Source organism: Vibrio sp. 2096 (assembly GCF_033339595.1).
GTDB classification, from domain to species: domain Bacteria; phylum Pseudomonadota; class Gammaproteobacteria; order Enterobacterales; family Vibrionaceae; genus Vibrio; species Vibrio alginolyticus.
Map to the genome: position 1 here is coordinate 1 of NZ_JAWOUX010000041.1, position 3,233 is coordinate 3,233.

The 3,233-nt window shown below is 61.6% G+C and carries 3 protein-coding genes and 3 pseudogenes; 4 read left to right on the forward strand and 2 right to left on the reverse strand.

Annotation, left to right across the window (positions count from 1 at the left end; all coding sequences use genetic code 11):
* Positions 1-142 precede the first annotated feature (142 nt).
* Positions 143-658, forward strand: a pseudogene (locus R7Q41_RS23760) (DMT family transporter); the annotation flags it as partial.
* Between the two features lie 31 nt (positions 659-689).
* On the opposite strand, the gene tet(A) reads toward R7Q41_RS23760, so the two are convergent.
* A complete protein-coding gene (tet(A), locus tag R7Q41_RS23765; RefSeq protein WP_001973670.1) occupies positions 690-1,889 on the reverse strand; it encodes a tetracycline efflux MFS transporter Tet(A) in 1,200 nt (399 codons plus the stop codon).
* Positions 1,890-1,994: 105 nt separating this feature from the next.
* Here tet(A) and tetR(A) point away from each other — a divergent pair, with 105 nt between their 5' ends.
* Positions 1,995-2,645 carry a tetracycline resistance transcriptional repressor TetR(A) gene (gene tetR(A), locus R7Q41_RS23770; protein ID WP_000164043.1) on the forward strand — a complete coding sequence of 217 codons (651 nt, stop codon included), beginning with the start codon at positions 1,995-1,997 and terminating at the stop codon, positions 2,643-2,645.
* 31 nt (positions 2,646-2,676) lie between these two features.
* On the opposite strand, the pseudogene R7Q41_RS23775 reads toward tetR(A), so the two are convergent.
* Positions 2,677-2,811: pseudogene (locus tag R7Q41_RS23775) on the reverse strand (relaxase); the annotation flags it as partial.
* Between R7Q41_RS23775 and R7Q41_RS23780 the strand changes: the two are divergent.
* Positions 2,806-3,102 (forward strand): annotated as a pseudogene (locus tag R7Q41_RS23780) (MerR family DNA-binding protein); the annotation flags it as partial. The pseudogenes R7Q41_RS23775 and R7Q41_RS23780 sit on opposite strands and share 6 nt — an antisense overlap.
* 57 nt (positions 3,103-3,159) lie before the next feature.
* Positions 3,160-3,233, forward strand: a 74-nt coding sequence (locus R7Q41_RS23785) for an aminoglycoside phosphotransferase family protein (RefSeq protein WP_225478340.1), incomplete at its 3' end; no start/stop codon positions are given.

A 3,233-nucleotide genomic window follows, 5' to 3' on the forward strand; every position in this document is an offset into this window, starting at 1 on the left:
CCGCGATCAAGCAGGTGCGACAGACGTCATACTAGATATCAAGCGACTTCTCCTATCCCCTGGGAACACATCAATCTTACCGGAGAATATCGTTGGCCAAAGCCTTAGCGTAGGATTTCGCCCTCTCCCGCAAACGACCCCTATTTGCGGAACTGCGGGCGTGGCGCTGTTGGTGTTGACACCAAACGCAGCGCTAGATCCTGTCGGCGTCGCAGCGGGCCTGGCGGGGGCGGTTTCCATGGCGTTCGGAACCGTGCTGACCCGCAAGTGGCAACCTCCCGTGCCTCTGCTCACCTTTACCGCCTGGCAACTGGCGGCCGGAGGACTTCTGCTCGTTCCAGTAGCTTTAGTGTTTGATCCGCCAATCCCGATGCCTACAGGAACCAATGTTCTCGGCCTGGCGTGGCTCGGCCTGATCGGAGCGGGTTTAACCTACTTGCTTTGGTTCCGGGGGATCTCGCGACTCGAACCTACAGTTGTTTCCTTACTGGGCTTTCTCAGCCCGGGGACCGCCGTGTTGCTAGGATGGTTGTTCTTGGATCAGACGCTGAGTGCGCTTCAAATCATCGGCGTCCTGCTCGTGATCGGGAGTATCTGGCTGGGCCAACGTTCCAACCGCACTCCTAGGGCGCGTATAGCTTGCCGGAAGTCGCCTTGACCCGCATGGCATAGGCCTATCGTTTCCACGATCAGCGATCGGCTCGTTGCCCTGCGCCGCTCCAAAGCCCGCGACGCAGCGCCGGCAGGCAGAGCAAGTAGAGGGCAGCGCCTGCAATCCATGCCCACCCGTTCCACGTTGTTATAGAAGCCGCATAGATCGCCGTGAAGAGGAGGGGTCCGACGATCGAGGTCAGGCTGGTGAGCGCCGCCAGTGAGCCTTGCAGCTGCCCCTGACGTTCCTCATCCACCTGCCTGGACAACATTGTTTGCAGCGCCGGCATTCCGATGCCACCCGAAGCAAGCAGGACCATGATCGGGAACGCCATCCATCCCCGTGTCGCGAAGGCAAGCAGGATGTAGCCTGTGCCGTCGGCAATCATTCCGAGCATGAGTGCCCGCCTTTCGCCGAGCCGGGCGGCTACAGGGCCGGTGATCATTGCCTGGGCGAGTGAATGCAGAATGCCAAATGCGGCAAGCGAAATGCCGATCGTGGTCGCGTCCCAGTGAAAGCGATCCTCGCCGAAAATGACCCAAAGCGCGGCCGGCACCTGTCCGACAAGTTGCATGATGAAGAAGACCGCCATCAGGGCGGCGACGACGGTCATGCCCCGGGCCCACCGGAACGAAGCGAGCGGGTTGAGAGCCTCCCGGCGTAACGGCCGGCGTTCGCCTTTGTGCGACTCCGGCAAAAGGAAACAGCCCGTCAGGAAATTGAGGCCGTTCAAGGCTGCCGCGGCGAAGAACGGAGCGTGGGGGGAGAAACCGCCCATCAGCCCACCGAGCACAGGTCCCGCGACCATCCCGAACCCGAAACAGGCGCTCATGAAGCCGAAGTGCCGCGCGCGCTCATCGCCATCAGTGATATCGGCAATATAAGCGCCGGCTACCGCCCCAGTCGCCCCGGTGATGCCGGCCACGATCCGCCCGATATAGAGAACCCAAAGGAAAGGCGCTGTCGCCATGATGGCGTAGTCGACAGTGGCGCCGGCCAGCGAGACGAGCAAGATTGGCCGCCGCCCGAAACGATCCGACAGCGCGCCCAGCACAGGTGCGCAGGCAAATTGCACCAACGCATACAGCGCCAGCAGAATGCCATAGTGGGCGGTGACGTCGTTCGAGTGAACCAGATCGCGCAGGAGGCCCGGCAGCACCGGCATAATCAGGCCGATGCCGACAGCGTCGAGCGCGACAGTGCTCAGAATTACGATCAGGGGTCTGTTGGGTTTCACGTCTGGCCTCCGGACCAGCCTCCGCTGGTCCGATTGAACGCGCGGATTCTTTATCACTGATAAGTTGGTGGACATATTATGTTTATCAGTGATAAAGTGTCAAGCATGACAAAGTTGCAGCCGAATACAGTGATCCGTGCCGCCCTGGACCTGTTGAACGAGGTCGGCGTAGACGGTCTGACGACACGCAAACTGGCGGAACGGTTGGGGGTTCAGCAGCCGGCGCTTTACTGGCACTTCAGGAACAAGCGGGCGCTGCTCGACGCACTGGCCGAAGCCATGCTGGCGGAGAATCATACGCATTCGGTGCCGAGAGCCGACGACGACTGGCGCTCATTTCTGATCGGGAATGCCCGCAGCTTCAGGCAGGCGCTGCTCGCCTACCGCGATGGCGCGCGCATCCATGCCGGCACGCGACCGGGCGCACCGCAGATGGAAACGGCCGACGCGCAGCTTCGCTTCCTCTGCGAGGCGGGTTTTTCGGCCGGGGACGCCGTCAATGCGCTGATGACAATCAGCTACTTCACTGTTGGGGCCGTGCTTGAGGAGCAGGCCGGCGACAGCGATGCCGGCGAGCGCGGCGGCACCGTTGAACAGGCTCCGCTCTCGCCGCTGTTGCGGGCCGCGATAGACGCCTTCGACGAAGCCGGTCCGGACGCAGCGTTCGAGCAGGGACTCGCGGTGATTGTCGATGGATTGGCGAAAAGGAGGCTCGTTGTCAGGAACGTTGAAGGACCGAGAAAGGGTGACGATTGATCAGGACCGCTGCCGGAGCGCAACCCACTCACTACAGCAGAGCCATGTAGACAACATCCCCTCCCCCTTTCCACCGCGTCAGACGCCCGTAGCAGCCCGCTACGGGCTTTTTCATGCCCTGCCCTAGCGTCCAAGCCTCACGGCCGCGCTCGGCCTCTCTGGCGAGGCGGATGTGACGCGGGTGCGCTTCGTGAAATCAGCCCAGCGGCTCGGATTCAGCCTCGACGAGATCGCAGAGCTGCTGAGGCTGGATGACGGCACCCACTGCGAGGAAGCCAGCAGCCTGGCCGAGCACAAGCTTCAGGACGTGCGCGAAAAAATGACCGACCTGGCGCGCATGGAAACCGTGCTATCCGAACTTGTGTTCGCCTGCCATGCGCGGCAAGGGAACGTTTCTTGCCCGCTGATTGCTTCGCTGCAAGGGGAGAAAGAGCCGCGTGGTGCCGACGCGGTGTAGCCGAGGGTAGTTACGCCTTAGCGTGCTTTATTTTCCGTTTTCTGAGACGACCCCTTCATGCCGCCTGTTTTTCCTGCTCATTGGCACGTTTCGCAACCTGTTCTCATTGCGGACACCTTTTCCAGCCTCGT